Raw genomic sequence first — 25,972 nt, 5'->3', positions numbered from 1 at the left:
AAACCCTGAAGCTAAAGCCCCTTCAGCCTAGGGGATAACGGCTGGCGAGAAAAGCCTCCGCCTCCGCTCGGGTTTGGATCTGCTGGTCGAGAGTAGCATCAAGCAGCGTCTCTAGGATTTCTCGGAACTGAGGCCCAGGTCGGTAGCCCAGCGCCTTGAGGTGATTGCCGTTGAGCAGCGGTTTGACCTTCGACCACTGGGTCAGGTAGCGCCAGATCAGCTGTCCCAGGGGCCGGGAATGACGGGCACTGACCAGCAGCAGCATTTCTAGGTCTGCCGCTTGCAGCTGTCGCACTATCTGGCTGGGGGGGAGCCGGGTAGACAGGGACTGTAGCCACGCTTGTTCTTGATTTTCTAACGTGTCGAGCCGCTGCTGGCTGGCTAGGGGCAACTGCAGGTGCTCGGCTACGGCCCGCCGATCCGACGGCGGCACCGCCGCTAGCAGCAGCTGCAGCCGTAGCTCCCAGGGCCGCATCTGCAGCTCTAGATCAAAGTGCTCAATCCACCGCGTTAGGCGGCGCAGCTGGTGCCAGAGGCGGGAGTCCATCACTAGATCTGGGTGCAGGCACTGAAGTGCGCCCAGCCGCTCCAGCCAGTGCAGCGCTGGCTGCCAGTAATCAGCTTCTAAGATGTATTCCAACTCATTTCGCAGACGGGCCTGTAGGGCCGGTACCCGCGCTACCTGGCGCTGCATTTGGGTGTAGATACCGCTCTCTAAGGCGTGCTGAATGCGGCTCTCGGTTTGAGGGTCGAGGGCAAAGCCGAGGCGCACCGCAAACCTCACTGCCCGATAGATCCGAGTTGGATCTTCGATAAAGCTGTTTGCATGAAGCACTCGCACCCGCTCCTGACGCAGGTCAAGCAGTCCGCCAAAAAAGTCTAAAAGCGTGCCCGTTCCCGGCGTAGTCAGGCGAATGGCCATGGCGTTGATAGTAAAGTCTCGGCGGTACAGGTCTTGCCGGATGGAGCTGGCTTCGACTTCAGGGTTAGCCGCTGGATAGGGGTAGAACTCAGTGCGGGCCGTCGCCACATCAATCATCAGAGCTGCCAGGTCACCAGGGCTATCCTTGTGCCAGACTAAGGCTGCTGTTTGAAAGCGCCCGTAGATTTGTAGCTCTACCTCTGGGTGGGATGCCTTGATTGACTCTGCCAGCGCTACCCCAGCTCCGACTTGAGCGGTCTGGTAGTAGCCATCTACCACTAGATCGAGATCTTTTAGCTCAACACTCTGTGGGGCTGGTGTCAGCAGCAGATCCCGCACGGCTCCCCCCACGAGGTACAGGTGCCAACCCTTGGTCTGAGCCGCCTCGGCCATCTCTTGCAAAATATCCCAAAGATCAGGCTTGAGCGCCTGCCGTAGCCGCTCGGCTAAGATCTCTGGCGACAGCAGCCGGGTGGGTGAGGGGGGGCAGTTGGCGGCTTCGTCTTCGTCGGTGTAGGCTTCTTGCTGCTCCTGGTGTAGCTGCCGCAGCACGTCGGTGCGGGTCACAATGCCGACCAGGTTCTCCCCCTCCAGCACCGGCAGACGGCCAATGTCATAGGTCACCATCAGCTGCTCGATTTGGGGCAAAGAGGTGGTGGGCTGAATGGTTTTAGGGCTGGTGGTCATGTATCCCTTAACCGGAGCATGGCTAAAGCCGTGGTGCAAAGCTAGGTCAATATCACGGCGGGAAATAATGCCCACCAGTTCAGCTTCGGCGTTGACGACTGAAAGCCCGGAGTGGCCATAGCGCAGCAGGATGCGTTGGGCCTCTTGAATCGTCGTGCTAGGCCGGATCGTTCGCACTGGGGAAGACATCAGCTCTCGGGCGCTAGGGGGCTGGGGGACTTGCGATCGCACCTGCGCCATCGCCTGCCCCATCACCTCCCGAGGGTCTGGTGTGGTCAGGGTAACAGCGGCAGCAGTAGGATGGCCACCCCCACCCAACGGCTGGAAAATCTGGTTGAAGTTGATGCCGTGGCCCTTGGCTGAAGCCGCTGCTCGGCCCCGCACTCGTCCAATCAGCACCAGCTTGGCTCTGGCTTTGTCTTCCTCAGCTTTGAGTGGATAGTATGCTCCCAACAAAAAACAGTCACTGTCGCAGAGCGACATCAGCCGCTCGGTCAGGCCCGATAGCCCAGGTACGTGGTTCTCCAAAGACAGCAGCACCGAAGCTAGCCTAAACCCCCGAGGGGTTTCGATCGTGAGCGATTCCATGGCCTCGGTCAGTAGGGCCTGCAGGGTAGGAGAGAGCCCAGGTTCAACAAATTCTGCGATCGCACTTTGGCTAGCACCCTGCGCCATTAACCAAGCCAGCGCCAGCGCATCGCGAGCCGTAGCCTGCTCAAAGCTAAGAGAACCCGTATCAACATGAATGCCCAGAGCCATGACCGTTGCTTCAGTCACACTCAGGCCCAGGTTTTTAGACTGGAGCTGTTCCACCACCAGAGTTGTCGCTGCCCCTACTGGCTCTACCAAGCGGTGATCAGCTCGAATGTCCCCCGTTGCTTGGGTGTGATGGTCGTACAGGGTAATCGGAATCTCCTGCTGCTCAGCCCAATCAATCCAGTCTGCCACCGGTCCCAGCCGATCGCGGTCTTGGGCATCAACGACGGTTAGGGAGCGCACCTGGCCTAGATCCACTGCCCGTCGCTCAATCAGGGAGTATTCATCGCGATGCAGAGCTAAAAACGTCTGAACCGTCGGGTGAGCGCCCCCTGCCAGCACAATTCGGCTGCCCGGCAGCAGGCGGGTTACTCCCACTGCGGCACCTAGGGTATCGAAGTCAGCTGTGGTGTGGCAAAGAACCAAATCCATCTAGATTCCCGTCGAATTCCGCCGAATTCAGGTTTTAGCAAATTGAGTTTCGCCAGCTAGCCAGCAGGCGCTAGCTTGGCTAAAGCTTTCTCAAACCCGCCTCAGTCTCCTTCATCATAGGCTCAGACCAGCGTGCAGTTAGCTCTGTCGGCCGGATTTGGACTTTCGCAAGGGGACAGATTTCTGATAGCGTACTAGGCAGGAAAGTGATGAATGGCTCTTTAGAGAGTAGTCATTAGAGGGCCATTATTTTCCCCCGATCCCTGCTGTGTTGGAGAGAGAAAACAATGCTGATCCTGTTTCAGATTGCCATGTTTGCCCTGGTTTTGCTGTCTTTCGCTCTGGTTGTGTATGTGCCGGTCGCCTATGCTTCTCCCCAAAACTGGGACCAGTCTAAGCGGCTGATCCTGCTGGGCTCTATCCTTTGGGGTGTGCTGGTAGTTTTAGTAGGCGGCTTAAATTATTTTGTGGTCTAGGTCTTAAAACTCTATGGCTGTTTTTGAAGGCACCTTCACTGCTGGAGAACCGCTGCGGTTTGCTCTGGTGATTGGTCGATTCAACGATCTCGTAACCGGGAAGCTTGTGGAAGCGTGCCAGGACTGCCTGAAGCGCCATGGCGTCGATATCGACCCCTACGGCTCCCAGGTAGACTATGCCTGGGTTCCCGGCAGTTTTGAGATACCCCTAGTGGCCCGTCAGCTGGCCCTGACTGGTCGCTACGACGCTATTGTTTGCCTGGGAGCCGTGATCCGGGGCAGCACGCCCCACTTCGACTATGTCTCGGCAGAAGTCTCTAAAGGGATTGCGGCAGCAGGCTTTCAGACAGGCGTCCCGATTATCTTTGGGGTGCTGACTACAGACAACATGCAGCAGGCTCTAGAACGAGCTGGGATCAAGGGTAACCATGGCTGGGACTATGCCATGAGTGCCCTTGAAATGGGTAGCCTGATGCGGCAGATTCGCAGTATGCCTGGATCTGCTTCGTCTAACAGCCTGCCCAACGCTGCCCAGGCGCTGTCGGCTAACGTCTCGGGGGCACTTGCGCCTGGGGATCAAACTGCGGCTGTCGCTCCGTCATCCCAGTCTCCTGGCTAATCCCCTACATGTGGGGGTGTTGACATTAGGAGCACTTTTTGTAACACTAAAAACAGTGGAAACTGGCAATTAAGTCAGTCAGCCCTGCGGGTATAGCTCAGTGGTAGAGCGTCACCTTGCCAAGGTGAATGTCGCGCGTTCGAATCGCGTTACCCGCTTTTGAATTGACCTAAAGCTGAGCCAAGTCTTAAATCGGCTTCGAGTGGTGGGCAGTGACCGCCCTAGGGCCACCGACCCCAAAGCCGCAGGGGTAAAGTCGCAGGGGTCAAAGCTGCAGAGGAACGTTCATCTGCCTGACCCCAAATTTTCTACCGCTGCTCGATCTACCAGCGGGAAGTCTCGAGGGAAGGGCGGCCGTTGGCGGTGCTTTGCTCTAAGAGGATAGGCTCAAGACCTTGCACGACGAAGTTAGCGGGGTTTGCGTGATACTCTACCAGCAAAGCCTTTTCATCCTCAGTTAGGTCAGGGAGAGCGTCTTGCGCGATTTCTTGAAAGGTTTCCTCGTCTAAGGCGATCTGCTGCTCTGCCTCGGCTAGATCTCTATGGGCGTCTTCTGTAGTGAACCATTCGAGAGCTTTAAGCTCATCGATTTGGTTTTTTAGGCTTTGTAACTGTTCCTCATAAGTAGCAACTAGATTTTGCACCTCCGAGCGGTGAAGGCTGTCGGCGGCGACCAGCGTCTGCTGCAGCTCTTGGTTTTGCTGCTCTAGCTGGGTATTTTGATTTTTGTACACCTTGACAGCTTTAAGCAGGGGCACCATGTTCCCCTTTAGCTTCATGTGCTCTATGTCGAGTTGATGGAACTGTTCGGAGAGTTTCACATAGGCCCGACAGAGACGGGTGTACCGCTCAACCATCTGATTCATGTTGTCGAAATTTTTGATTGCCATATGCAGTCTTTCGGTTGTCATAGCAATTGCAGTTCCACCAGAGGGATGCGTTTTCCAGAAACGGTCTGCTTGTCCGGCAAGGGCCCACTGGTAATTCAGGGGCGTTTTTCAGACTTGGTTGGGCTGAAGACGTGAGACAAGTACTATCACAGGTCTTTCGAGCATTTCAAGGCGTCACTTATACATTTAAGAATCCCTCTAGAAAAAATTAGGCGTTAAAGGGTTGTATTGCTGCTTAAAAAATTGCGCTGTGAGGTGCTATGATACGTAATGCAGATGAAGCAAACGGCTTCAAAGCGTGTTTAGTGAGGTTTCTCAGCTAAACGCCATGCGGGTATAGCTCAGTGGTAGAGCGTCACCTTGCCAAGGTGAATGTCGCGCGTTCGAATCGCGTTACCCGCTTTTTAAAAGGCTGATTTAAAGGTGACTCGTTAAAGGAGCTAACCCGCTCGAACCCTTCGAGGGTCACCCCTCTTGCGGTATATATTGTTCTACAAGCTTCATCAAAAGCCTTTGTGCATCTTGGTTTTCCTTCACAAGGTTGCCTTGTTTTCCCCGTTGGCATTAGCTAATGTGTGAACATGGCTGAATAGCCTCCGTTCCTATTTCGTTTGGGCTGCCGTGCGCTCTCACAAGAGTCAAAAGATTGACCTGAATGCTGATTATCCCTGCCCTTGTCGGCGGCGGGGGCGGATTGTGCCGATTGCTTTAACGGAGGCTTTTGGTTGCGATCGCTGCCAGCAGATTTTTGTTGTTCGTGACGACGGTTACGTTTTGGAACAGCTTTCTAGCCACTATCCCTACAAACGGGCTTGGCGCTGGACAGGTCAACAGTGGCGGCTTGACCGCTCTGTCTTGAGCACCAGTTATGTGCCCCTGATGATGGTGGTTCTCTTTGGACTGATGGTGCTGTTGCTGCTGCTGGCGACGCTTCAAACGCCAGCAGGCGCACAGATGGCAGTGCGCCTGCTGGCAGCGTTGATCGTGTCTCTGCTGCTAGTATTTATGTTTTGGTTAGCTTCCCGGCGCTAACATCATGACCCTGACTGGATCTTCTTCTGACTTAACTTACGCAATCTACCAGGTCCGGCAAGCTTCTCGGAAACTTTTCGAGTCGGGTGCTGTCAGCCAAAGCCACCTGTTAGAGGTGATGGCCAGTGAGCTGGAGAAAAACCAAGATGAGGTGCTAGAGGCCAACACGCTTGATCTGGAAGCCAGTCTGGAGATGGCTGTGCCGGAGCGGGTTCTGGACTGGCTAAAGCTCACCCCAGAGCGCATTCAAACCACCGCTAAAATCCTGCGGCGGCTAAGCTCGCTGGGCGATCCGCGAGTGTTGGCTCAGCAGCCCTTGAGGCGCATGAACCAGTCAGCTACGGGCTATGGGCAGGTTGTGCCGCTGGGAGTGATTGGCCTGGTTTACGAAGCATTTCCAGAGCTAACTGCGATCGCAGCTGGGCTTTGTGTACGAACCGGCAATGGCCTAATCTTGAAAGGCGGCAATGAGGCTAGCCAGAGCAATCAGGCTATCACCCAGATTCTGCACCGAGCATTGGATCGGGTCAACCTACCCGAAGACTGCATTCTCTCGCTGTCGTCTGATCAGGGCGATGCGGCCCGTACTCAGCTGGTTCAATCTGAAGGGGTTGACCTGATTATTCCTTACGGCCGCCCCTCCCTGATTCAGCAAGTGTTGCGGCAGGCGACTATTTCTGTTTTGCCCACGGCGATGGGCAACTGCTATCTGTACTGGGCCGCTTCGGGGGAATTGGAGACGGTCTTTAAGCTTATTTTAGACAGCCATCGAGGCGAGCCCGACGCCGTTAACGCGATTGAAAAAGTTCTGATTCACGAAAGCCACAGTCCTGCATCAGTTGCTCAGCTTTGCCGCCAGCTTTGGGAGCAGGGCTTTGAGTTGCGGGGCGATAACGCTCTGCTGGATACCCTGCCCGATCTATTGCCTCTAGACAGTGCCGAGTGGGACCAGTCCTACTTAGAAAAGATGGTGGCGCTGCGCCGAGTAGACAGCTTGGAAACCGCTGCTGCCCTGATCAACCGCCACAGCAGCGGCCATGCTGACTGCCTAGCTACAGAATCTTACCGGGAGGCTTATAGGTTTACCCAGGCGGTGCAGAGCGCAGCGGTTTATATCAATGCTTCTCCCCGCTTTTCCCGCAACCCAACTCAGGCATCGGCTATTTCCCTCGGCATGACCTCCCAACGCTGGCGGGGCAGCGGCTTTATTGGCCTAGAAGCGCTGATGACCGTTAAGCACGTCATTCAAGGCATTTAACCGGGCTTTTCAGTTGACTACTGCAAAAACTAAGTGGGTCTAGAAACCAGCCTTGGCAGTCTCTAGACCCACTTAGTTTGTCTGATTGAGCAAGTCTTTGGGTAGGTAAGGGAGGCAGTCAGAGGCTGAGAACCCCTTACGGCTCCCCCTTATGCCCCTCTTCCTACCCTTTGCCTTTTCTTAAGCTGAAGCCTCGGCGCTATCCACCAGCTTCACTTTGCGGGCTAGGCCAACCATTTGCAGAAAATTAATGACCATCCAGGTCATGTCGATTTCCCACCATTTAAGGCCGTGTCGGGCTGAGTACTGGAAGGCGTGGTGGTTGTTGTGCCAACCTTCACCATAGGTGACGACAGCTACCCACCAGCAGTTAGTGGACTTGTCCTCGGTTTGGTAGCTGCGGTAGCCAAACTTATGGGTAGCGCTGTTGACCAGCCAAGTGCAGTGATAGACCACAACTAGGCGAACAAAAATGCCCCAAACGACGAAGGGCCAACCTCCCAGAGCATAGAGCAGAACCCCCAAAACCACCTGTAGAGGAAAAAAGTATTTATTAAAGAAAAGGTAGACCGGATCGGTGGCAATGTCTCGGACATAACGGTCAATTTCTTCTTGGGCCGGAACCTCTCTCAACAGCCAACCCATGTGACTCCACCAGAACCCTTTGTTGGAATCATGGTGGTCGCTGGGCTGATCAGAGTGGGTGTGGTGATGTCGGTGGAGCCCGATCCACTCAATTGGCCCATGCTGGCAGGCTAGGCTACCGCAGAAGACGAAAAAGTATTCTAGCCATTTGGGCACCTGAAAACTACGGTGGGCAATCAGGCGATGCCATCCTAGGGTAATACCGAGGCAGCCGGTGAACCAGTGGAGAAACAGCGCAACGCCAACGGCCGACCACCTGAAGTTGCTGGGGAGCAAAGCAAATAGTGCCCCAGCGTGAACTGCCACCATAAAGATGGAGGTCGGCCAGTTAATCGCGGGGCGAGCAGCAGTAGCAACAGTCATGTAAAAATCTCAGTTTGTGGACAGGGAAAGCAAGTTTCGCGCGACAATAAAGTCCGCGCTTTAAGGCGGCGAAACTTAATCCATTGTAAAAATTGAAAACACTTAATTTATCAGAACAGACACTATCTCAGATTTTTTATGGAATTGACCTCCAGGTCAAGAAAAATTTGGAGCGGGTGCTGGCGGCTTTTCGCCAGTTTCGGGTCGGTAGCCACCATTTCTCGGGGGTTTCGGGCTACGGGCATGGTGACTTGGGGCGGCAGACGCTCGATCAGGTGTTTGCGGCGGTTATGGAGGCCGAGGCTGCAGCGGTAAGGGTGCAGTTTGTCTCGGGTACGCATGCGATCGCATGTGCTCTCTTTGGCGTGCTGCGACCCGGCGATGAGATGCTGGCCGTAGCCGGGGCTCCTTACGACACTATGGAAGAAGTCATCGGCCTGCGGGAGACAGGGCAAGGATCGCTCAAGGAGTTTGGCATTCGCTATCGCCAGTTGGAGCTGACCGCCACCGGTACGATAGACTGGGCCGCGCTGGCAACTGCTGTACGTCCTGACACCCGGCTGGTGCTGATCCAGCGATCCTGTGGCTATAGTTGGCGGCCTAGCCTGACAATTGCCGAGATTGAAAAAATTGTGGCTTTGGTGAAGCAGCAAAATCCTGATACCGTCTGCTTTGTAGACAACTGCTACGGAGAATTTGTAGAAGATCGCGAACCAACAGCGGTAGGAGCCGATCTTATAGCCGGATCGCTGATTAAAAACCCTGGCGGCACAATTGCGACAACGGGTGGCTATGTGGCCGGACGGGCCGATCTGGTAGAGGCCGCTACTTGCCGTTTAACTGCCCCTGGCATTGGCAGCAGCGGCGGCGCTACGCTAAATCAGAACCGACTGTTTTTCCAAGGTTTCTTCCTAGCGCCTCAGATGGTCGGAGAGGCCATGAAGGGCAACTATTTGATTGCCTCTACCTTCCATGATTTGGGCTATGCCGTCAATCCTCCGATGGACGCACCTCAGCGGGACGTAATTCAAGCCGTACGGCTGGGCACACCAAAAAAGCTAGTTGCCTTTTGTAAGGCGGTGCAGCGACACTCTCCCATAGACTCCTATGTAGAACCAGTACCAGCGGGAATGCCGGGGTACGAGAGTGAGCTGGTGATGGCAGGCGGTACTTTCATTGATGGTAGCACCTCTGAGTTGTCTGCCGATGGCCCCCTGCGAGAGCCTTACATCGTCTACTGCCAGGGCGGTACTCATTGGAGCCATGTTGCGATCGCATTAGAAGCTGCCGTTGCCGCCATTGGCCCCGCCCAGTAACTGGCCCAGTAAACAGGACATCGCTTGATAAGATGACGAAGGCCGGTTGAGAGGACCCCATGCTAACCATTGCACTGCCCAAAGGGGCACTATTAGACGACAGTATTCGTTTGTTTCAATCCGTGGGCCTAGACTTTAGTTTGTTTAAGGACAAAGCCAACCGCCAGCTTCAGATCGCTGACCCCACAGGCCAGGCTAATGCGCTGCTAGTCAGGGCTCAGGATGTGCCTGTTTATGTGGAATATGGCCAAGCCCAGCTCGGCATTGTGGGCTACGACGTGCTGCGGGAAAAGCAGCCTAATGTGGCGAACCTAGCTGATTTAGGCTTTGGCGGCTGCCGCATGTCTGTAGCTGTCAAGGCTAGCAGCTCCTACCGTTCGGCGTTAGACTTAGCTCCCCATAGTCGGGTAGCCTCCAAGTTTGTCCACTGTGCCCGTGAGTACTTTCAAAGTTTGGATCTGCCGGTAGAAATTGTGCCCCTCTACGGTTCGGTAGAATTGGGGCCGATTACGGGCATGTCTGAAGCGATCGTTGATTTGGTTTCCACCGGCAAGACTCTCCGGGAAAATAACTTGATGGAGCTAGAGATTCTCTACCAAAGCACTGCCCGGCTGATTGCCCACCCCCTCAGCTACCGCATTAACGCCGATGGGCTAAACGACATTATTGAAAAGCTGCGTCAGCAGGTTAACGTGCCTGCTTAAAAAGTGGCTTAACTACTTTTGTTGAAATCACCGAGCTCAGCCTCACCAGCGAAACTGAGGAGTTTTTTGCAAGAACTTGATAGCCAAATCCTTTTGCCAAAATTTGCAAATCTCTCCCATTAGATAGAGGCTATTTCAATATCAGATGGGCCAGAAAACTAGGCCGTAATTTTGCGTGGCTTTTGTGCTTGGCGTAGCCCAATATAATTTGAGCTGCTCGAAATCTGTAGCAGGGCAATTATATTAAGACGCCCTTAGAATAACCAAGAGTAATTCACGAGCTTAATCTCTGCTTCTAATGGTGGCAAACAAGTATCCTCGGCTATTAGTTTTAAGTTACAATCTAGGGCCTCTTCAAGTCGTGATATTTCATTTGGGAGCTCTGCTTCCTCTCATGACAGGTCTATCTTGGCAGGCCCTCCTCTGGGGGTTCATGCTCTACGTAGTCAGAATGCTTGGCATTACAGGTATCTACCATCGACTAATTATTCACAAGTCCTACCAAGCACCGGCAGTTGTGAAGTGGGTGGGCAGCTTCATTGCATCTTCTGCCGGTCAAATGGGGCCTAATTGGTGGAAAGGGCATCATATTCAGGGGCATCATAATCATTCTGATATGGCGGGCGATCGCCACTCCCCCTATACACCCTATACAGGACTTAGAGGCTTTCTTTGGGCTCAGTTTGGCTGGCTTTTGACAGGTGATTCTATGCCCCATAGCTTACCTGCTGATGTCGAAGCAGATTGGGGTTTAAAGCTGATAGATCGCTTTCACTTTGTTCCGCTACTTCTTCTAGGAGCCGTTTCATTTTGGATAGGTGGACTTGAGTTCTTAGGAGCTTTTTTCCTAAGCACTACAATCCTTTTTCATGGTGTTGCTCTAGTTAATTCCCTGGCTCATATTGTTGGCGAACAACCCTTTGTAACAACTGACCAGAGCCGAAACAACTGGTTTGTTGCAGTTGCTACATTGGGTGAGGGCTGGCACAATCTGCATCACGCTTTTCAGTGGTCAGCTCGTCATGGATTTTCCGTGAGAGACGGCAAAGTAGTGTATTTACCAGACCCTACCTACTGGTTTATTCTTCTTCTAGAAAAACTGAATTTAGCGTCTGATCTTAAGCTTCCTTCTGAGGTAGAACTCCTGCAGGCTGCCAGTGAGACTGGCGCACTTCAGAAAGCTTAGCGCTGCCTTGAGCAGCCTCATGAGTTGCTTTGGTAGCGACCAAGATCTCCTTAGAACGAGCGGAGGTTAAGCTCTGCTGTAGTGTTCGTACAGCAAGAGATGGCTTGAAAAGGCCATCTCTTGCTGTGTTTAGGGGCTAGATATTAATTGAGGCATCATTAGTCTCTAGCAACCTTGCTTAAATCCCTGTCTATTGCGTCTGCCTGCGCCGGAGTCCTGGTTGAAAAACCAAAGCAGCTGCTAATAGCCCAAATTTTTAATCATATTTTAAGGAATAAAGGCGGTATTTAAGAACTGGTTCAAAAGGTGAATTTACGGGGAGTTTAGCCGTTTTTAAGGAATATTAAGGACTTTTTTACCGTGTTAGTCTGCTACTAAATCCTTACCCCTAAAGGATCTGGAGATTTGTTATGACAAGCACTTCTGTCGATCAAGGTATCCAGCGACATATTCCAATTATTGGCGACATTAATACAAAGAGCTCCCTGGCTTACATGGCGACTCGTGGAGCTGTAGGTATTGTTAACGGGCTGCAGATGGCCCTGGGAGAGTCTTACATCAACGGTCTGGAGATTCCCGATCCGGCGTTGAAAGCTATTTTCCACACGTCTCTATCTACTTTGTTTAAAAACTTCCCCGCACTGCTTGCGCCCTATGAATGGGTTCTACACGAAACCGAGAATGTAGCGGAAGGGGCAAACGACCTGATGAAGGTTCATTACGACCGCCCTCAGGCAATGCTTAATCAAATGCTAGGAAACTGGGACGTAATTTACCCCAAATACAGCATGGCGCTGTGGGAAAAGGGAGCAGCTAATCTCGAGCAGGCTCAAATGCAGATGATTGATGACTTGATTGAGAAGCTGGATATTCAAGATGGAGACAATGTCTTAGATTTTGGCTGTGGTTGGGGATGCATCCCTAACTATGTCATGTCTAAGTTTCCTAACGTTAGATTTACCGGGGTTAATCTTAGCCATGAGCAGTGCGACTACATGCGCCACAAGATGCAGGACCCAAAGAGCTATCTCAGTTCGGGGCGCTTTACGTTAGTTGAAGGAGACATTAACCAGGTTGAGTTGAAGGAATCTTTTGATAAGGTGCTTTCAGTGGGCGTCTTTTGCCATGTAGGAAATTTAACCCATGCCTTTAAGAAGGTGGCTACTCTTCTCAAGCCGGGCGGAAAATTCTTCCTGCACATTATTACGGTGCGGACCCCCAACAACGTCTCTAGCGCTTATACCCACAAGTACATATTTCCGCACGGGCGCTACTGGAGTTTTGATACGCCTCCGAGTATTAACAAAGATCTGAAAACAATAAAACGGTGGTATCTCAACGGCATTAACTACCATAAAACTATGGCTGCCTGGCTACAGAATTTTGACGATAGCTATGAGGAAATTAAGGACTTAGACTACGGCATTGACTTCGAGAAGTTTCGCCGTATTTGGCGGTTTTATCTCATCTGGTTATGTACCAGCTTTGCCACTTGTGATGGCGAGATCAACGGTAATGGCCAGTTCCTCATGGTGCATGCTTAGCAGTTGCTAGGGAAGGTGTGGCCCCAACTAGAACTAGTTGGGGCCTGGGTTCATGATTGGGTAGTCGTCGCGTTACAGTAGCAGTTGATTGGATTAATTGACTTAAACCTGTATGCGCTGGCCGATTTTGGTACAGCATCAGGCGTGGTGCGCACGCGTGAACATGCATCAACGAGTTTGCACCTACCCCAGTACCCTCCTTTCCTATGACTCCCGCGACTCTTTCTCCTAAAACTTCCTCTAGCCAGCGCCGTTCTAGCAGTGACTGGCGGCTGTTTCTCAAGCTCTGGCCCTACATCCGCAGGAATCGACGGATGCTGCTGCTGCCTTTGCTGCTGCTGCTGCCGCTATCTCTGGCTAACGCACTGCAGCCGGTGCTGATTGGGCAGGCGATCTCGCTGATTCGGCAGGAGCCAGTGAATCGGTTTTTGCAGGGGCAGACTCTGCAGGGAGGACTGAATCTGCTGATTGCGCTGCTGCTAGTCACTGTGGCTGTGCGGCTGGTGCTAGATGGCTGGCAGAGTTTTTTGGTGCAAAGGGCCGGGCAGTACATTACGGCAGATATTCGCAATGATCTGTTTGGTCACGTCGCCTCGCTGGCAGTACGCTTTTTTGACCGCACTCCGGTAGGCAAGCTAATCACTCGCCTCACCAGTGATGTGGATGCTTTGGGCGACGTTTTTTCTACCGGAGCTGTTGGCATTCTCAGCGACCTGTTTTCGATCTTGGTGCTGCTGGTCGTTATGTTTAGTATGCAGTGGCAGCTCGCTTTGATGCTGCTGGGACTGCTGCTGCCGGTGACTTGGCTGATTATTTACTTCCAGCAGCAGTACCGTAAGGCCAACTATAAGGCGCGGGAGCAGCTCTCCGAGCTCAATGCCATGCTGCAGGAAAACATTTCTGGCCTCAACGTGGTGCAGCTATTTCGGCGGGAACGCTTTAACGGCGAACTGTTTCGGGCGACTAACCAAAATTACATTGAGGCGGTTGACAAGACAATTTTTCACGATTCGGCGGTGTCGTCAACGCTGGAGTGGATTTCTCTAGTTGCGATCGCAGGTGTGCTCTGGTTAGGCGGCTACCTAGTGATGCAGGAGGCCCTGACCTTTGGCACGCTAGCTACCTTTATTCTCTTTGCCCAGCGTCTTTTCGATCCGCTGCGCCAGTTTGCTGATAAGTTCACTGCGATTCAGGCCGGTTTTACCGCTGTTGAGCGAATTACTGACCTATTCAATGTGCCCATTGAGATTCGAGATCCGGAACGGCCAGTTCCCATCTCTGAGCTAGACGTGCAAAATCCAGCGCGGCTGAACGCCATTGCTGAAGCCATGGCTGCTAGTCATGCGGTCAACCCAGCTGTAGCCCATCAAGTCGAAACGCTAGAAGCGTCGCCAGTCAAAGCCTCTGAAATTCGTTTTGACCATGTCTGGTTTGGCTACAAAACTGACGAGTACGTTCTCAAAGACCTGCACTTCACCATTCGTCCAGGCGAAAAGGTGGCGCTGGTTGGCCCCACGGGGGCTGGCAAAAGCTCCATCATTCGACTACTGTGCCGTCTCTACGACATCAATCAGGGCAGCATTTTGCTCGATGGTGTAGATATTCGCGACCTGCCCCAGTCAGAGCTAAGACGGCGCATGGCCGTAATTTTGCAGGATGGATTTCTCTTTGCGGGCGACGTCAAAAGCAACATCACCCTGGGCGAAAACTACCCGATTGAGGCGGTGGTCGAAGCTGCAGAGCGCACCAACATTGCTCGGTTTATCGACCAGCTGCCCCAGGGCTACGACACCGAACTGCGTGAGCGCGGCACTAACCTTTCGGGTGGCCAGAAACAGCTCCTTGCCTTTGCCCGCGCCGCTATCCGCGATCCCGGCATTTTAGTGCTCGACGAAGCCACCGCTAACCTTGATGTCGGCACCGAAGCCCTGATTCAGGAAGCTCTGGAGCGCCTGCTGGTAGGCCGCACTGCCATTATCATTGCCCACCGACTCTCGACCATCCGAAACGTAGACCGCATTCTGGTGCTGAAGCACGGGGAGTTGGTCGAGCAGGGCAGCCATGAAGAACTGCTCGACCAGCAAGGGCTTTATGCCAGCCTTTATCGGCTGCAAATGTTGGGACAGTAGGGGATTTGCTGTGTCAGTGTGGGTTTGAGCGTAAGCCCCTGCGCTCCCAGCAGAGGTTCTATCTTCGGGAATCGGGAACGGCTTCTATGTCAAAGTCCGCCAAACGATTACCAGAAGTGCCCCTAAGGCTGCAAAGTAAACTAGCGATCGCAACCCAATAACCCCCAGCATATAGGTCAGGCTATGCAGCAGGCGCATGACCACCACGACAATCGATGCGATCGCAGTGACCCTATCTGCCTGCCCCGCCACCGCAGCCGTTAAAATAACCGCTGCAATCATCGCCAAATTGTCATGGTGATTGCGCTGGGCCCGATCGGCTCGCTCTACCCAGGCAGGTACCTTAGGAGAGGTTTCTCGGTTGCCCATGCCCCAAGCCACATTAGATTGCGTGACCCGAGCAATGGCCGGAATGTGATTCAGCGGAATTGACCAGAGCGCTAAAATCAGCAGGCAGACGAGATCAACCGTCATAAAGTGCTCCTAATCGGGGATTTAGTATTGGGGATCAGTTCTACGATAAAGAAGCTTCTGACCCAACACAAGTCAGTCCCAAAACGTACTCCTGATGATGTCTGACTCTCCCTCACAGTTCTCCCCAGAGGAACTGCAGCGCTGGCAGTTTGGGCTAGCCCAGGCTAACCTCAACAACATCTTTTGCCACTGTCGCAAGTGCGATCGCGAGTGGGTCGACTCAAGCGAAGGCGTCCCCTGCGAGTGCGGCAGTACCCAGGTCGAATACATTGCCTGCTGGCAGTTTCCCGACGGCTAATCCACGAGGCCCCCTAACAAGGCTTCTCTCTTACGTTATCTCGTCTCCCTGTACCCCTTTGACAATCCGGGACAGTTCGCTCTTCTCGTCTACTGCAATCCGGGTGGGTGAGCCGCTGATAATGCGTTCCAGGTTGCGGAAGGAATCTTTGATCTCGGGGCCGTGGCTGCTGATGGTGTACTCACGGATGCCCTTGTCGTGCCAAGAACCCCGCATCTTAAAGACGTTAATGGCCCGCGACATCTGGCCCCGCACCTCTACGTACTGGAGCATCAAAATGGTGTCGGTAATCGTGGAGATATGCGACTCGGTGATCGAGTGCAGCCCCATAAACTGCTCAGTCGTGTTGGTAAAAAATCCGGTGATCTCCTCCTGCTTGGCAAAGCCCGTCACGCCAATCACAAACTGACGGAAAGAGGTATTGCTCACTCCCCGATCTAGGGCCGACAGCGAGTCAATCGCCATGCGCGAGGGCTTGAACTGGGAGATCTCATTTTTGATAATCTGCAGGTGATCTTCTAGGCCAGCAGATTCTGGGTAAGCACAGATAATCTTGAGCAGCCCCTCCCGCTCCATCTCCTCAAAATCGATGCCCCAAGAATAGGCGTTGCGCGAGAGCTGAGCGCGAGATTCTTCGTAGGCAAAGAGAATCGCCCGCTCACCAGTCCTGCAGCCATCCTCTAGAAATTTGCTGACCAGCAGCGTCTTGCCGGTACCGGTCGCGCCAGTGGCCAAAATAATGGAGTCTTTGAAGAAGCCGCCGCCGCACATCTCGTCCAGCGTTGTTACCCCCGAAGACACACGGGCATTGGAAGATCGTTGAGTGAGGCGCATAGCCCCCAGGGGGAAGATGTTGATTCCCTCGTTAGTGATGGTGAAGGGATATTCCCCTTTCATGTGGGTGGTGCCGCGCAGCTTGAGAATTTCCATCGTGCGGCGGCGGCGTTCCCCGTCGAGCACGTTGCGGTTAATTACCACGTTGTCAGAGACAAATTCCTCGACACCGTAGCGGGCTACTGGGCCGTATTCATCTACTCGCTCAGTGGTCATAACGGTGGTCACGCCCATCTGCTTTAGCCGAGCGACCAGGCGGAAGATTTCTCGGCGCACCACAGACGCGGCATCGTACTGCTGGAAGACCGCCGTTACCGAGTCAATCGAAACTCGCTGGGCTTTGTACTTGCGAATAGCGTACTGAATTCGCTCGATTAGGGCTGAGAGATCAAAGTTGCCGACTACGTCTTGACCTTCAGGATCGGGGGAGGCATCTAGAATGAAAAGCTTACCTTCGTCGATCAGGCTCTGCAGATCCCAGCCAAAGCTAAAAGCGTTTTTAACGATGTCTTCGGGAGACTCTTCAAAGGTAACGAAGACCCCAGCCTCATCAAAGCGGGTAATGCCGTTGTAGAGAAACTGCACCGCAAACAGAGTCTTGCCGGTTCCAGACGTGCCGCTGACCAGAGTCGCTCGACCAATCGGCAAACCGCCATGACTGATGTCGTCAAAGCCTTCGATCATGGTGCAGATTTTTTGTACCCCTAGAGGCTTTAGGGGACTTTGATTTTCGCTAAGAGCGGATTGAGCCATATTTCTAAAACAGGATTTATCTTATAAAGCGCCGTTTTTTATCCTGAAGAAGAGTGCCAGCCTGAAGAGTATCGGGAGTTGACCTGAAAAGCGGCACCGAGCATTAAGCATACCCTGTAATCGCGCCGATCTTTCGGCTGTGACCTCGTTTTGAGCGTTAGCTGAAGACTTCGTCTTCTCGCAATTCATCGTAGAGAAGATCTAGACCAATCAGCACCCTTTCTCGATCTGACAGATCACCGATAATCTTGCGTACAGGCGGCGGCAGAATCTTGGAGAGGGTTGGCGTCGCTAGGATTTTGTCTTCTTCAGCAAGCTGAGGATTTTTTAGGACGTCAATCACTTTGAGGGCGTAGACGCCTTGAAACTCTTGCTCAAGGATGTTGTTGAGGGTTTTTAGCGCGCGAATGGAGTTGGGGGTGTTACCCGCCACATAGAGCTTGAGGATGTAAGTTTTTTTGACTGAGCTCATGGCAATAGGGGAATCTTTTTGGGCAGAACAAGGTTGATTGTAAGTCTGAGTTGAGCCCTTTACGGTTCTCTGGGGATAGAACGACGATACATTTCACACAGATGAGCAATCACGTCAATTAAAGTTAGGCGGTAGTCCAGCAGAATTTCCTCGCTGCGCCCTTCTAGCTTGAGCTGATTGGAAAATTGATCCATCAGTTCCATGTGAATTTCGACAATCTGAGACACCGATACATCGGCTAGAAAAGCAATATTAACGAAGTCGTCGATTTCTTGGTTAAGGCCTGCGTCGTTTGAGAAGTAGTTAAGGATGATACCCCGGTAGCCAGTTCGAAGTTGGTTGAGAAATGCTTCTCGTTCGGCCTGACTCATACTGCGTAGAAAATGATCGGGATTGCGCTTGTAATAGACCCCTAAATAGCCCAGCCGCTCCTTTAGTTTCTGGGTTAGTCGCTGCTGTTGAGCCCGTAGACTCAGGGTTTGAGCGCTCTCATCTGAGGCCAGCAACTCACTGACTGGCAAGGTTGAAGGCAGCTTCAGGAATTGGTCAATTGACTGATGGATATGCCGCTCTAACTCTCCTAGGTCTTTCCAGGTAAGGCAGGTTATGGCGGAATGGTAGTCAGCAGCAGCCTGGCTACACTGCTCCTGCAAGGGAACGGCAGGTCGACCTTTTTCATTCTCTCTCAGGATTTGAGGATCGAGTTCTGACGCAACTACAATTGTCGGCAGCAGAATGTCTTGACGCTTGAGCTGGCTCAAAATCAAGGTAAGCTGATCGGTGCTCTGCAAGATCAAACAGTCAGTGCATTGGTGGTTAGCGCGGGTCCAGGCGAAGAAGTCTCGCTCGGTGGTATGCCATTGGGCGGTGTATGCACTCTTCTCCAAGGTGGGCTCTAGGAGATGGCGGACCTTGTCTGAGGTGATGTAGAGGTTGATCAGCAGATTTGAGAGCAAAGCGTTGAACGAGTCACAATGCAGGTGGACAGAAAGAACAAGAGCCGCTTCTATATGAAGAAGTGCTGTCTACTGGTCTGAAGATATAATTTAAAGAAGTTTTAATAAACTAACCAATTGTAAGAGCCTACGGGCGGCAGCGAGCGTTCTGAAACAGATTTTTGACTGTAGGGGTATCTCCGAACGGCTGTCTCTATTTTGAAAGCTATTTTGGAAGGTGGGTTGCGATCGCACCAGCCTCACCACAAAAAATCACACTGAGTCCCTATAGGCCAAGTGGGGCGGCCCTTTGATAGAGGTTCATGCATACAATTCAGACTGTGCTTACCTAAATTCTGCGACCTGATCTTACTTAGCCTATGGCTTTGCCCTTCCCGTCCCAATTTTTGCTTCAGGTGCCGCTCTGCAGCCCTAGCGACCCTTTAAGGGCCGTAGCCGAAGCCTTGGGGAGAGGTGGCCACAGTTACGCTATGGTTTTGACCCCAGACCACCAGCCTCTGGGCATCGTTAGGGCTAGTCAGTTGCTGGGGTACCTCATGGCCGTCTCAGAGCCTCTTAATGGAGTGGGCTCTGGTGACCCTGCTGGAGACGATGCTCAGATCTTGTGCTTGAGCCATCGGCTTGAGTGGATAGAGCCGGTTCGTCTGATTTTGGCCGAGCAGCCTCTGGAGCAAGAACTATCAGAAATAGTAGGCTCTGCAAACCTGCCTTGGGCCGTGATCGGCAGCCAGCGAGTTTACCTAGGCATGCTCGACTGGAATCGGCTGCTGCCACTCCTGACCTCTGAGCGATCTCTTCCTGGGCTCTATGCAACCCAACCCAATCTGCCAGCAGGTCTCCAAGACTCGCCTCAGACCGTCCCCAAAAGCCCTATTTCTGACGCGCTCAGAAACAGCCTGCAGTTTCAAACGCCTCTGTATACCCTGATCGAACAAATTCCCTTACCCCTCATGCTGCAGGCAGCCGAGGGTGAGACTGTATTCTGTAACCGAATCTGGACTGAACAGGTCTTTACCGATCTGAGCGTAGCCCACTGGCAGCCCCTAAAAAGCGCCTTTGAAAGCTCCATTCACTCTTTGCAGCCGCTGTTGACCCTGGCTAGCGCCAGTCAGATGGGAGATCGAGCAGAGATTGGGCAGGTGCCCCAAATAGCTGACATAGCAGCCCCCTCAAATTTAGAGCCTCGTCCAGGAACCTTGGCCTGGCAGCTGATCCGAGTTCCTCTGCGTAGCGGTTCCAAAGAGCCGTCATCCAATACTCTGCCGGTTTCCCAGTGGATCGACACCCTGCTTCAGAAAGCGGCCACTGAGGAGCAAACCGTCACCCAGACCACTCTCCTCACAGAGCCAGGTGTGCCCGATCTCTGGCTAGTGCTGGCCCTACCCGCCCGTGCGGGTCCCGCGCTTCAGCCGCAGTCCTCTGATCAACCTTCCCCCTCCCCCCAGCCTTTGCCAGAGCTGCCCTTACCCAAACCCAAAGACACCTGGCTGCTTGAACTCAACCATGAGCTTAAGTCTCCCCTAACCTCTCTTCTGGGCCTGTCTACGCTGCTGCAAGACCCCCGCCTAGGCACCCTCAATCCCCGCCAGACTCGCTACGCTCGGCTGCTAAATCAAACAACGCGGCAGCTCGTCTCTACAGTTAATCAGCTGCTGGACTGGTTTCGCCTCGACTGTGGTCAGCTAACGCTGTTTCCAACCGCTATTTCTCTACAAGAACTGGGTCCCCAAATCCTACGCTCAATTCAGACCCCGGTACCCGCAGCGGCAGCCCCTGTCATTGACCGGGAGAAACACTTTAGCTGGAGCGTTGAACCTGGCCTGGCGATCATCGTGGCAGACCCATTGCGGCTGCGGCAGATGCTGCAGCACCTAGCCAACTACACGCTGAGCCATATCGACGATCAAACAGACTGGGGCCTGCAGGTAGAAAGTTGGGGTAACTGGGTAGCTCTGACCGTTTGGGGCAGGGGAGAGGGCCTACCACCGGCTCTGCAGGGGCAGCTATTTCGAGATCGCTATGAACCTGCCGAGGACAGTTCACCCCCTGCCGGACGTACCGAGCTGAGCCTGATTTTGACCTGGCATTTGGTGCGCCTCCACGGGGGCGATATCACTTTTATATCTTCTCCTAACCAAGACAGTCGCTTTACCCTGCTGCTGCCCCCTGGTGAGCAGGAGCAGCCCAGCTCCCAGGCCTCAGAGGAACTGCAGCCAGTATCTCCAATATCCCAACAGACAACTCCGACTACTGAGCTGCTGCTGCTGGTCTGCACCGAGGTCAATATCATTGAAACGGTTGCTGACCTGCTGCAAGAAACCCCCTATCGACTTGCGATCGCACGTTCCTACCCCGAACTGCTAGACAAAGCTCGCCGCCTAACCCCTGCTCTGGTTCTAATTCATTCAGAATCGTTCCCGGCGCAAGATTGGGAGAAGGTGCCGCCGTTGGGCCACGGTCCTCCCGTGTTTCTAAGCTCGATGGCCGCTTCAGCCGGATCTGGGGTGACCAGCCGCCGCCACCTCAGCCTGCAGCATCTGCCAGATCAGCTGCTGCCGTACCTGCAGGCCCTGTTGTCTTCCGCTCCAGCCTCCCCGGTCTGGACGACACCGCCTAGGCTCACGATCCTACACCTGAGTGAAATGCCCTCTGCCAAACCCACAACCCATCCCCCTTGGTCTCTGAGCGGCTGGCTCCATGACTTCCCCTGCCGGGTGCTGGAGGTGGACGATCTAGTTCAGGCGGAAGTCCTTTGTCGGGTTTGGAAGCCTCATGTGGTGCTGCTCGATCCTTCAATCACAGATGCCGATCTCTATTTGACCCGTTTGGCCCAACTGCCTAGCTTGAGAAACCGCCCTCTAGTCACTCTAACCCCAGCTTTAACCCAGGCTGCCTGCCAATGGACTCAGCTCTCAGTCTTTCCCTGCCTAGAGGCGTTGTCCCTAGGCTCTGATAAGGCAGCGGCTTTGCTAATGAAGACTATCTCTGCTGCTGCTACCGCCCAATGAGCTAACGATGGGCGCAGTTTGTCAGGGGACTCAGTAAGTCGCTCAGCCCACTGCATAGATTAATCGCCTGGAGGGGAATACAAACGTTAAGGAAGTTCACCCTAGGCTTAATAGGCCTGACTTCGTCACCGTTGGTTGTTGAATCGTCTCATTGACTATGACCCATGCTGAGTCTTCGGCCCTTTCTCCTCAGACGATTGTTCCGGCTGAGTTGCCCACTCCCCTAGGAGAATCGACTCCGGCTCAACGAGAGCAATATTTGACAACCCTCGTGGATATTCAGGCCCAGCTCCTCTCGATCAGCAGCCCTAGGGTTCAGGACTGGATCGACCCAATTTTGGAGCTGCTGGGCCGCGTTTCGGGTGCCAGCCGGGTCTACTACTACGAAATGAAGGTGGTTGCGTCGCAGCCAGGATCAGATCAGTTTAAGGCCCGACAACTGGCCGAGTGGACTGCCAAAGGCATTGCGCCAACCCTACAGGAGCCGATCTTTCAAAACATCCCGGTTAATGCGGTGTTTCCAGACTGGCTGGAGTCAATCGAGCAAACAGGACTGGTCAATTTGACTTGGGATCAGTTCACCAGCGAGCAGCGCCAGTTACTCTGCATGCCTCCTATCAATACCCAGTCGCTGCTGCTGCTGCCTATCTTGGTCAAGGGCCTGTTTGTTGGGCTGATTGGCTTTAGCAACTGTCTGGCGGCCCGCCGTTGGGAATCGTCTGAGCTGGCGCTCCTGCGAGTTGCAACTGCTGCGATTGCCCTGGCAATAGAACGTCAGCAGGCTGAAACGGCTCTCAAGCAGGCTGAGGAAAAGTACCGCAGCATTTTTGAAAATGCAGTGGAGGGCATGTTTCAGAGCACCCCTGAAGGGCGTTATCTAACGGCCAACCCCATGCTGGCAAAGCTCTATGGCTATGCCTCGCCAGCCGATCTCATGGCCAACCTAACCGATATTGGTCAACAGCTGTATGTTGATCCGAGCCGCCGCCAAGACTTTATGCGGCAAATGGCGCTAGAGGGAGCTGTGCTGGGGTTTGAGTCGGAGGTCTACCGCCAAGACGGCAGCATTATTTGGATCTCCGAGTCGGCTCGGGCAATTTTTGATGATCGCGGTTGGCTCACAGGTTACGAGGGCACGGTAGAAGACATTACCCAACGCAAGCAGGGAGAGGTTGAGGGCTGGCGGCGCGATCGCCTGCTGCGGGGGGTAGCTGAGGCCAGTCGCCACCTGCTCACTGTTGGCCAGCTTGAGGCGGCTATCCCTCAAGTGCTGGCGACTCTGGGCCTAGCCGCCGATGTTGATCGGGTCTACATCTGCGAGAACCACGCCCATCCGGTCACCGGGCTGCTGGCTATGAGCCTGCGCCATGAATGGACCCAAAGCGGTATTGCCGCCAGCATTTCTCAGGCTCACTGGCAAAACCTGCCCTACGCAGACTACGGCCTAGAGCGGTGGTATCGGGCCTTTGCTCAGGGGCAATCGGTTCAGGGTATTGTGCGACATTTCCCAGCCTCAGAACAGGAACTTCTGAGCCAGGATGACATTTTGTCGATCCTCATGGTGCCCATTTTTATGGACGGTCTGCTTTGGGGCTATATCGGGTTTGATGCCTGCCACTTAGAGCGGCAGTGGTCGGGTAATGAGGAATCCACCTTAGTTGCGATCGCAGCTAGCCTGGGCGGAGCCATCAAGCGCCAGTGCACCGAAGAGCAGATGCGCTACCAGGCTTTTCACGATGCGCTCACTGGCCTGCCCAACCGCACGCTGTTTAATCGGCAGCTGCCCCTAGCTATTGACCATGCCTGCCAGCTGGAGCAGATTCTGGGGGTAGTTTTTTTAGATCTAGACCGCTTTAAGATTATCAACGACACCTTGGGGCATGCGGTGGGCGATCAGCTGCTGCAGCAAGTTACCCAGCGACTGGTGCAGCAGCTGCGGACAGAAGACATCATTGCTCGCTGGGGCGGCGACGAATTTACCCTGATTTTGCCCAACCTGCAGTCCCCCGATAATGCCGCCCAAATCGCTCAGCGTATCTCCAGTGCTCTAAGGCCGGTTTTTCAGTTCGACAGCCATGAACTGCACATTAGCAGCAGCATAGGCATTGCCCTATTCCCCCAAGATGGCAAAGATCTGACGACGCTGCTGCAAAATGCCGATGCTGCTATGTACCGGGCTAAGGAGCAGGGCCGCAATAACTACCAGTTCTACACCACCACGCTCAACTCCCAAGCCAATCAGCGGCTCACTCTGGAAAACAGCCTACACCACGCTTTAGAGCGACAGGAATTTGTCATTCACTACCAGCCCCAGATCAATGTAGACACTGGTCGGGTAATTCAGGTAGAGGCCCTACTGCGCTGGCAGCACGGGGAATTGGGGCTGATTTCGCCCCAGACCTTTATCCCGCTGGCCGAGGAAACCGGGCTGATTGTTGCCATTGGAGAGTGGGTGCTGCGGCAGGCCTGCCACCAAAGCCGCCGCTGGCAGCAGGCAGGGCTGCTCGATTTGCGGATAGCTGTCAACCTCTCGGCCCGCCAGCTTCAGCACCCGAGCCTGGTGGCAACTGTCAAGACTATTCTGCGAGAGAGCGATCTCCAGCCGCAAAACCTGGAGCTAGAAATTACTGAGACAGCGGCCATGCGAGATGTAGAGAGCACCATTGAAACCCTGCAGGCGCTGCAACAGCTAGGAGTGCGGATCTCAATGGATGACTTTGGTACCGGCTATTCTTCCCTCAGCTACTTGAAGAAGTTTCCGCTGCATGGCTTAAAAATCGATCGGGCCTTTGTCTGGGATGTGGCTGAAAATGCCCAGGACCGAGCGATGGTGTCAGCGATTATCGCCATGACGCGAGGGCTGCACCTAAATGTTGTGGCAGAAGGGGTGGAAACTCAAGACCAGCTCATCTGTTTGCGGTCGATGGGCTGTGTTGAAATGCAGGGCTTTTTGTTCAGCTATCCTCTGCCCGCTGAGGAGATGACAGCCTACTTGACGGCTTCTCTGGGGGAGGAGGAACTGTCTACCCTAAGCTAAGACCGGCGTCCTTCGCTATGCTAGTCGAGACGCCTGTAGCTGAGCCTTGCGAGGCCGCTCCTGGTGATTTTTGTTAATTCACCTAGCTCTCGTCTTTCAGAGGCGCGCAATATTCATGTCAGCTTTTAACCGCTTCTCGGCAGCTGCGCTCAGGCGTTTGATAGGAGTTCTTTTGATTCTTCTGACGCTGCTTTGGGCTAACCCGGCGGCAGCTTTAACTAGCTCCACCTCAGCAGAGACCGCCCAGCTTTTTGAACTGCACTGTGCAGGCTGTCACCTCAATGGCGGCAATATTGTCCGTCGGGGAAAAACCTTGAAACAAAAGGCCTTAAAGCGTAATGGGGTAGACTCGGAGGCTGCGATCGCAACTTTAATCACTCGGGGTAAGGGCATCATGCCTGCCTTTGCCGATCGCCTATCGGAAGATGAGATTGCTGCTCTGTCCCGCTACGTCTTAGAGCAGGCAGCAGTAGATTGGCAGGCGTCTCCTTGAATCAATTGCGTTGGATGGATTGCTTGGAACTGACTGTTTGGAGCTGATTGCGCCAAATTGAGCTGGCCCCACCATCAGACTGGGCCAAATCCGCCGCGGCTGCTCCTGCCAAGAGGCAAATCCCCTTAAAGATTCTCCGTGCATGGTAAATCGCAGCTCTGCCGTGGGAACTCTTGGGCCAATGCCCGAGTGATTATTACAACTGGTTAAGCTAAATGAACACTGCGTTACGTGAATCGATTCAGCAGGCCGATGGACGCTATCTGAGCGACGCCGAACTGCAGCCTTTAGCAGGGTATGTCCAGTCTTTTGTAGTCCGGTTCAATACCTATAGCCTGCTGCGAGAGCACAGCCAAAACCTGGTGCTGCAAACCCTACGGAAGCTGATTCAAACCCACCGCAAGACGGTGCAAGACCACGGCCCCAAGTGCCAGCGGGACATGGGCTATACCCTAGAGTGCATTGCCAGAGCCGTGCTGCTAGATGACGCCTCCGGCTTTGTAGAGGAGTATGTGCTGTGGCTGCAAAACATTACGCGATCGCTGCACAAAGAAGAGTCTGCTGTTGAGGCCTACCGGCTGCTCAAAGGCGAGATCGTGCTGGCGTTTCCCCCGGAAAGTGCTCAGCTAGTGGCTCCCCACTTAGAGCGCCTAATCGCAGCTTTAGCAACCGGTTTGTAGACCAGTTA

21 protein-coding genes and 2 tRNA genes are annotated in these 25,972 nt (G+C 53.7%); 16 read left to right on the top strand and 7 right to left on the bottom strand.

Features of this window, described 5'->3' with window-relative positions; all coding sequences use genetic code 11:
- Positions 1-22: 22 nt before the first annotated feature.
- On the bottom strand, positions 23-2,797 hold the full coding sequence (locus H6G13_RS07170) for a CBS domain-containing protein (RefSeq protein WP_190482460.1): 2,775 nt from the start codon (positions 2,795-2,797) through the stop codon (positions 23-25).
- A 287-nt stretch (positions 2,798-3,084) separates the two neighbouring features.
- On the opposite strand from H6G13_RS07170, the gene psbZ reads away from it, so the two are divergent.
- The 3 genes from psbZ to H6G13_RS07155 all read left to right on the top strand — a co-directional run bounded on the left by psbZ (position 3,085) and on the right by H6G13_RS07155 (position 4,050).
- A complete protein-coding gene (gene psbZ / locus H6G13_RS07165) occupies positions 3,085-3,273 on the top strand; it encodes a photosystem II reaction center protein PsbZ (RefSeq protein WP_190482459.1) in 189 nt (62 codons plus the stop codon).
- Positions 3,274-3,286: 13 nt separating this feature from the next.
- Positions 3,287-3,892, top strand: coding sequence for a 6,7-dimethyl-8-ribityllumazine synthase (gene ribH / locus H6G13_RS07160; protein ID WP_190482458.1), 606 nt, complete (start codon positions 3,287-3,289; stop codon positions 3,890-3,892).
- Positions 3,893-3,978: 86 nt separating this feature from the next.
- Positions 3,979-4,050, top strand: a tRNA-Gly gene (locus H6G13_RS07155).
- Between the two features lie 165 nt (positions 4,051-4,215).
- Here the strand turns inward: H6G13_RS07155 and H6G13_RS07150 are convergent.
- Entirely contained in the window at positions 4,216-4,803 is a 588-nt protein-coding gene (locus H6G13_RS07150; protein ID WP_190482457.1) for a hypothetical protein, read from the bottom strand.
- Positions 4,804-5,112: 309 nt separating this feature from the next.
- Here H6G13_RS07150 and H6G13_RS07145 point away from each other — a divergent pair.
- The 3 genes from H6G13_RS07145 (at position 5,113) to H6G13_RS07135 (ending at position 7,072) form a co-directional block, all read left to right on the top strand.
- Positions 5,113-5,184 (top strand) — tRNA-Gly (locus tag H6G13_RS07145).
- Positions 5,185-5,403: 219 nt separating this feature from the next.
- Positions 5,404-5,814, top strand: coding sequence for a hypothetical protein (locus tag H6G13_RS07140; protein WP_190482456.1), 411 nt, complete (start codon positions 5,404-5,406; stop codon positions 5,812-5,814).
- 4 nt (positions 5,815-5,818) lie between these two features.
- The gene (locus H6G13_RS07135) at positions 5,819-7,072 is read left to right on the top strand and encodes a glutamate-5-semialdehyde dehydrogenase (RefSeq protein WP_190482455.1); all 1,254 of its coding nucleotides are present in this window, start codon (positions 5,819-5,821) and stop codon (positions 7,070-7,072) included.
- 180 nt (positions 7,073-7,252) lie between these two features.
- Here the strand turns inward: H6G13_RS07135 and H6G13_RS07130 are convergent, their stop codons facing one another.
- Positions 7,253-8,080 carry a fatty acid desaturase gene (locus H6G13_RS07130; RefSeq protein ID WP_190482454.1) on the bottom strand — a complete coding sequence of 276 codons (828 nt, stop codon included), beginning with the start codon at positions 8,078-8,080 and terminating at the stop codon, positions 7,253-7,255.
- 92 nt (positions 8,081-8,172) lie between these two features.
- Between H6G13_RS07130 and H6G13_RS07125 the strand changes: the two genes are divergently transcribed.
- The 5 genes from H6G13_RS07125 (at position 8,173) to H6G13_RS07105 (ending at position 14,959) form a co-directional block, all read left to right on the top strand.
- Complete coding sequence (locus H6G13_RS07125; RefSeq protein WP_190482453.1) at positions 8,173-9,396, top strand: aminotransferase class I/II-fold pyridoxal phosphate-dependent enzyme; 1,224 nt, start codon at positions 8,173-8,175, stop codon at positions 9,394-9,396.
- A 59-nt stretch (positions 9,397-9,455) separates the two neighbouring features.
- Complete coding sequence (gene hisG, locus H6G13_RS07120) at positions 9,456-10,100, top strand: ATP phosphoribosyltransferase (protein ID WP_190482452.1); 645 nt, start codon at positions 9,456-9,458, stop codon at positions 10,098-10,100.
- A 394-nt stretch (positions 10,101-10,494) separates the two neighbouring features.
- Positions 10,495-11,286: an acyl-CoA desaturase gene (locus tag H6G13_RS07115; RefSeq protein ID WP_190482451.1), complete on the top strand. Its 792-nt coding sequence runs from the start codon at positions 10,495-10,497 to the stop codon at positions 11,284-11,286.
- A 410-nt stretch (positions 11,287-11,696) separates the two neighbouring features.
- A complete protein-coding gene (locus H6G13_RS07110) occupies positions 11,697-12,830 on the top strand; it encodes a class I SAM-dependent methyltransferase (protein ID WP_190482450.1) in 1,134 nt (377 codons plus the stop codon).
- Positions 12,831-13,036: 206 nt separating this feature from the next.
- Positions 13,037-14,959 (top strand): ABC transporter ATP-binding protein, encoded by a 1,923-nt coding sequence (locus H6G13_RS07105; protein ID WP_190482449.1) that lies wholly within the window; start codon positions 13,037-13,039, stop codon positions 14,957-14,959.
- A gap of 84 nt (positions 14,960-15,043) precedes the next feature.
- Here the strand turns inward: H6G13_RS07105 and H6G13_RS07100 are convergent, their stop codons facing one another.
- Positions 15,044-15,433, bottom strand: a complete 390-nt coding sequence (locus H6G13_RS07100; RefSeq protein WP_190482448.1) for an MAPEG family protein — start codon at positions 15,431-15,433, stop codon at positions 15,044-15,046.
- A gap of 97 nt (positions 15,434-15,530) precedes the next feature.
- On the opposite strand from H6G13_RS07100, the gene H6G13_RS07095 reads away from it, so the two are divergent.
- The gene (locus tag H6G13_RS07095; protein ID WP_190482919.1) at positions 15,531-15,731 is read left to right on the top strand and encodes a hypothetical protein; all 201 of its coding nucleotides are present in this window, start codon (positions 15,531-15,533) and stop codon (positions 15,729-15,731) included.
- 30 nt (positions 15,732-15,761) lie between these two features.
- Here the strand turns inward: H6G13_RS07095 and kaiC are convergent, their stop codons facing one another.
- The 3 genes from kaiC to H6G13_RS07080 all read right to left on the bottom strand — a co-directional run bounded on the left by kaiC (position 15,762) and on the right by H6G13_RS07080 (position 18,746).
- On the bottom strand, positions 15,762-17,318 hold the full coding sequence (gene kaiC, locus H6G13_RS07090) for a circadian clock protein KaiC (RefSeq protein ID WP_190482447.1): 1,557 nt from the start codon (positions 17,316-17,318) through the stop codon (positions 15,762-15,764).
- A 157-nt stretch (positions 17,319-17,475) separates the two neighbouring features.
- Complete coding sequence (gene kaiB / locus H6G13_RS07085; protein ID WP_190482446.1) at positions 17,476-17,790, bottom strand: circadian clock protein KaiB; 315 nt, start codon at positions 17,788-17,790, stop codon at positions 17,476-17,478.
- A 59-nt stretch (positions 17,791-17,849) separates the two neighbouring features.
- Positions 17,850-18,746, bottom strand: a complete 897-nt coding sequence (locus H6G13_RS07080) for a circadian clock protein KaiA (RefSeq protein WP_190482445.1) — start codon at positions 18,744-18,746, stop codon at positions 17,850-17,852.
- Positions 18,747-19,105: 359 nt separating this feature from the next.
- Between H6G13_RS07080 and H6G13_RS07075 the strand changes: the two genes are divergently transcribed.
- The 4 genes from H6G13_RS07075 (at position 19,106) to H6G13_RS07060 (ending at position 25,964) form a co-directional block, all read left to right on the top strand.
- On the top strand, positions 19,106-21,754 hold the full coding sequence (locus H6G13_RS07075; protein WP_190482444.1) for a HAMP domain-containing sensor histidine kinase: 2,649 nt from the start codon (positions 19,106-19,108) through the stop codon (positions 21,752-21,754).
- A gap of 157 nt (positions 21,755-21,911) precedes the next feature.
- On the top strand, positions 21,912-24,791 hold the full coding sequence (locus H6G13_RS07070) for an EAL domain-containing protein (RefSeq protein ID WP_190482443.1): 2,880 nt from the start codon (positions 21,912-21,914) through the stop codon (positions 24,789-24,791).
- A 172-nt stretch (positions 24,792-24,963) separates the two neighbouring features.
- Complete coding sequence (locus H6G13_RS07065) at positions 24,964-25,284, top strand: c-type cytochrome (RefSeq protein WP_242028174.1); 321 nt, start codon at positions 24,964-24,966, stop codon at positions 25,282-25,284.
- Positions 25,285-25,499: 215 nt separating this feature from the next.
- Positions 25,500-25,964 carry a hypothetical protein gene (locus H6G13_RS07060; RefSeq protein WP_190482441.1) on the top strand — a complete coding sequence of 155 codons (465 nt, stop codon included), beginning with the start codon at positions 25,500-25,502 and terminating at the stop codon, positions 25,962-25,964.
- Positions 25,965-25,972: the final 8 nt, after the last annotated feature.

Source organism: Pseudanabaena sp. FACHB-2040 (assembly GCF_014696715.1).
Taxonomy (GTDB): Bacteria; Cyanobacteriota; Cyanobacteriia; order Phormidesmidales; family Phormidesmidaceae; genus JACVSF01.
The sequence above is the reverse complement of the archived record's forward strand: the minus strand, read 5'-3'. Positions and strand labels throughout refer to the sequence as shown.